Source organism: Microcystis sp. M53603_WE2, assembly GCF_030065435.1.
This window is the reverse complement of the sequence record NZ_JASJFF010000260.1, coordinates 1-3,134: the sequence shown is the minus strand read 5'-3', so window position 1 is coordinate 3,134 and position 3,134 is coordinate 1. Positions and strand designations below refer to the sequence as shown.

The following is a 3,134-nucleotide window of genomic DNA, read 5'->3' as shown; positions in this document are numbered from 1 at the left end:
CTCTACAGTAGTCAGGAAACCCAACCATAGACCCAAGGAAACCCAACAAAAAGATTCAGACAGATTTAGGTGTTGGCTGTTGGGTTTCGCTTTCCCTGAGAATTGAGAGGTTTTCCTTAACATATTTATTCGCTCAACCCAACCTACAGTTTCGTAGGTTGGGTTGAGGCACGAAACCCAACAATACACCCAAGGAAACCCAACAAAAAGATTCAGACAGATTTAGGTGTTGGGTGTTGGGTTTCTACCGTAGGTTGGGTTGAAGCATGAAACCCAACTATAGACCCAAGGAAACCCAACAAAAAGATTCAGACAGATTTAGGTGTTGGGTGTTGGGTTTCGCTTTCCCTGAGAATTGAGAGGTTTTCTTTAACATATTTATTCGCTCAACCCAACCTACGAAACTACGAAACTCACCCCCCTAATTTTTGTAAAATCTGCAAAATCTGCATCACTTGTTCATAAGCAGCCATATTATTCTGTTGGAGGAATAATATAGCTGCTTGTTGTAGATCAATTTTTACTTTTTCGGGTTGTCCTAATATGGCATATAAACCACCACGACCTAAGTAAGCTTGAGCCAAATTAGGATTAATTTCAATAGCTTTGCTGTAGTCAGAGAGGGCTCAATCGTATTTCTGCAAGTTATAGTAAAGAAGCCCCCGATTGTAGTAAGCTTGAGCATAATTAGGATTAATTCTAATAGCTTGGTTGTAGTCAGCTAAAGCTAAATCGTATTTCTGCAAGTTATAGTAAACAACCCCCCGATTGTTGTAAGCGTCAGCATAATTAGGATTAATGTCAATAGCTTTGCTGTAGTCAGCTAAAGCTAATTCGTATTTCTGCAAGTCAGAGTAAAGATTCCCCCGATTGTAGTAAGCATAAGCATAATTAGGATTAATTTCAATAGCTTTGCTGTAGTCAGCTAAAGCTAAATCGTATTTTTTTTGGAGACGGTAAAGCTCCCCCCGATTGTAGTAAGCATTAGCATAATTAGAATCAAGTTCAATGGCTTTGCTGTAGTCAGCTAAAGCTAATTCGTATTTTTCTTTGTTTTCGTGAAGAATCCCCCGAACGACGTAAAAGTGACTAAAATTTGAATTAAGTTCAATAGCTTTGTTGAGGTCAGCCAAAGCTAAATCATATTTTTGTTGGCGATGGTAAAAAATCCCCCGATAGAAGTAAGCCGAAAAAACATCATCAGAATTAATGTCAATAGCTTTGTTGTAATCAGCTAAAGCTAATTCGTATTTCTGCAAGTCAGAGTAAAGATTCCCCCGACTGGCGTAAGCACCAGCATCATTAGGATTAATGTCAATAGCTTTGTTGTAATCAGCTAAAGCTAATTCGTATTTTTGTTGGCGACGGTAAAGATTCCCACGATTCTCGTAAGCCTTAGCAAAATTACGATTAAGGTCAATAGCTTTGTTGAAGTCAGAGAGGGCTAAATCGTATTTTTGTTGGTAAGAGTAAAGATTACCCCGATTGTTGTAAGCACCAGCATCATTAGGATTAATGTCAATGGCTTTGTTGAAGTCAGCTAAAGCTAAATCGTATTTTTGTTGGAGAAGGTAATTAAGCCCCCGCCCTCTATAATATAAACCATAATTAGGATTAAGTTCAATAGCTTTGTTGTAGTCATCTAAAGCTAAATCGTATTTTTGTTGGGAGGAATAGTGCAACGCTCGAACAGAGTAAGCCATAGCATAATTAGGATTAAGTTCAATAGCTTTGTTATGGTCATCTAAAGCTAATTCGTATTTTTGTTGTAAGAAATAGTACTTCGCTCGAATCACATACCACAAAGCACGAGGAGCGAGATCAATTGCCTGATTAATCGCAGCTAATCCCTCATCATAGCGTTCTAAACTATCTAATACTGACTCTTTCATTATATAGGATTTAGGACTATTGGGAAACAGAGAAATCGCCTGATTAATCACGGTTAATGCTTGCTCATAATTTTCTCTGGCTTCTCTTTCTCTACCAGCACTTTTTGAGAAGCCACCTAAAACGGCATAAACATTACTTTGCAGTTGTAAAATACTACTGTGAAACTCCTTTAAATCTTTCCCTTTAGGTAAGGTATTAATCGCTTGTTGCAAAGCTTCTATAGCTGGTTGATGTTCGCGTAATTGAAATAACGCTAATCCCTTCCCATACCAGGCTAAATAGACATTATCGGGGTCATTTTGCTTAATCGCCTCATCAAAGGCTTTAATTGCTTCCTCAGACCTCCGTAACCGCCATAATTGTCCCCCCCTTTGTATCCAAATATCCGCCTTCGCATTGGTATTAGGGACAATAACACCAGCAATCGCTTGAATAATTTCTTGTTGTTGTTGCGGACTAACTTGGGGTTGAGCAGTGGTTAATAATTGCGGTTTTACCTTCAATCTTTCTTGCAATCCGATAAAAGTGCTAATGGGAATCCCCAAACTAAACCCTAACTGAATTTTCCCCCCCCCTGCTCCTTCTGAACGTCCATGAATCCCTATTACTCTCCCCTGGGAGTCTAAGACTGCACCACCACTCATTCCCCCAAATGTGATGCTAGTATAAACTAATTCATACCCTCCAGTTAAAGAACTGACACTTTTTAATACTGCCCCTTGTTCATTGCTTAAGTCATTTTGGCGGGTTCCTAATAATCCCATTTCTTGATCTTTGATTCTACCTCCACTAAACAACCATTTCGAGGGATTGTCGCCAATTTTGGGGAAGCCTGCCGCAAAAACAAAATCATCGGTATTTGGGTTATAATTCGCTATTTCCGCAACGGGATAATTGTCTCGGCTTTCAAACTGAAAAACTGCTAAATCTACCCCTTCCTGCCGGATGATGGTGCTTTTCTCGATGTTTCGAGTTTTACCGTCCTTGGTGACGACGGTGTAGGTGCGATCGGGACAAGGTTCACTTGCAGCATCTTGACTTTCTTCCTTCTTCTCACATAATACATGGTCTGCGGTTAAAACTGTGTAAATATTCCCTTCTTTAGCGATAATTACGCCACTTCCATTGGCTTTACTGCTACTATCAATCCGCACGGTGAAACCCTTGGCTTTTGTTTCTAATTCGGCGATATAGTCAGTAGGGGCGGTGGTTTCTATATCGGGGTTCACCTGCGGTAGGGG

At 39.9% G+C, this 3,134-nt stretch carries 2 protein-coding genes; both read right to left on the bottom strand.

From position 1 onward, the window contains the following. Window positions 1-413: 413 nt before the first annotated feature. Complete coding sequence (locus PX481_RS05725) at window positions 414-602, bottom strand: hypothetical protein (protein WP_323131881.1); 189 nt, start codon at window positions 600-602, stop codon at window positions 414-416. Window positions 603-626: 24 nt separating this feature from the next. Then, on the bottom strand, window positions 627-3,134 hold a 2,508-nt coding region (locus tag PX481_RS05720; RefSeq protein WP_288093954.1), incomplete at its 5' end, for a tetratricopeptide repeat protein.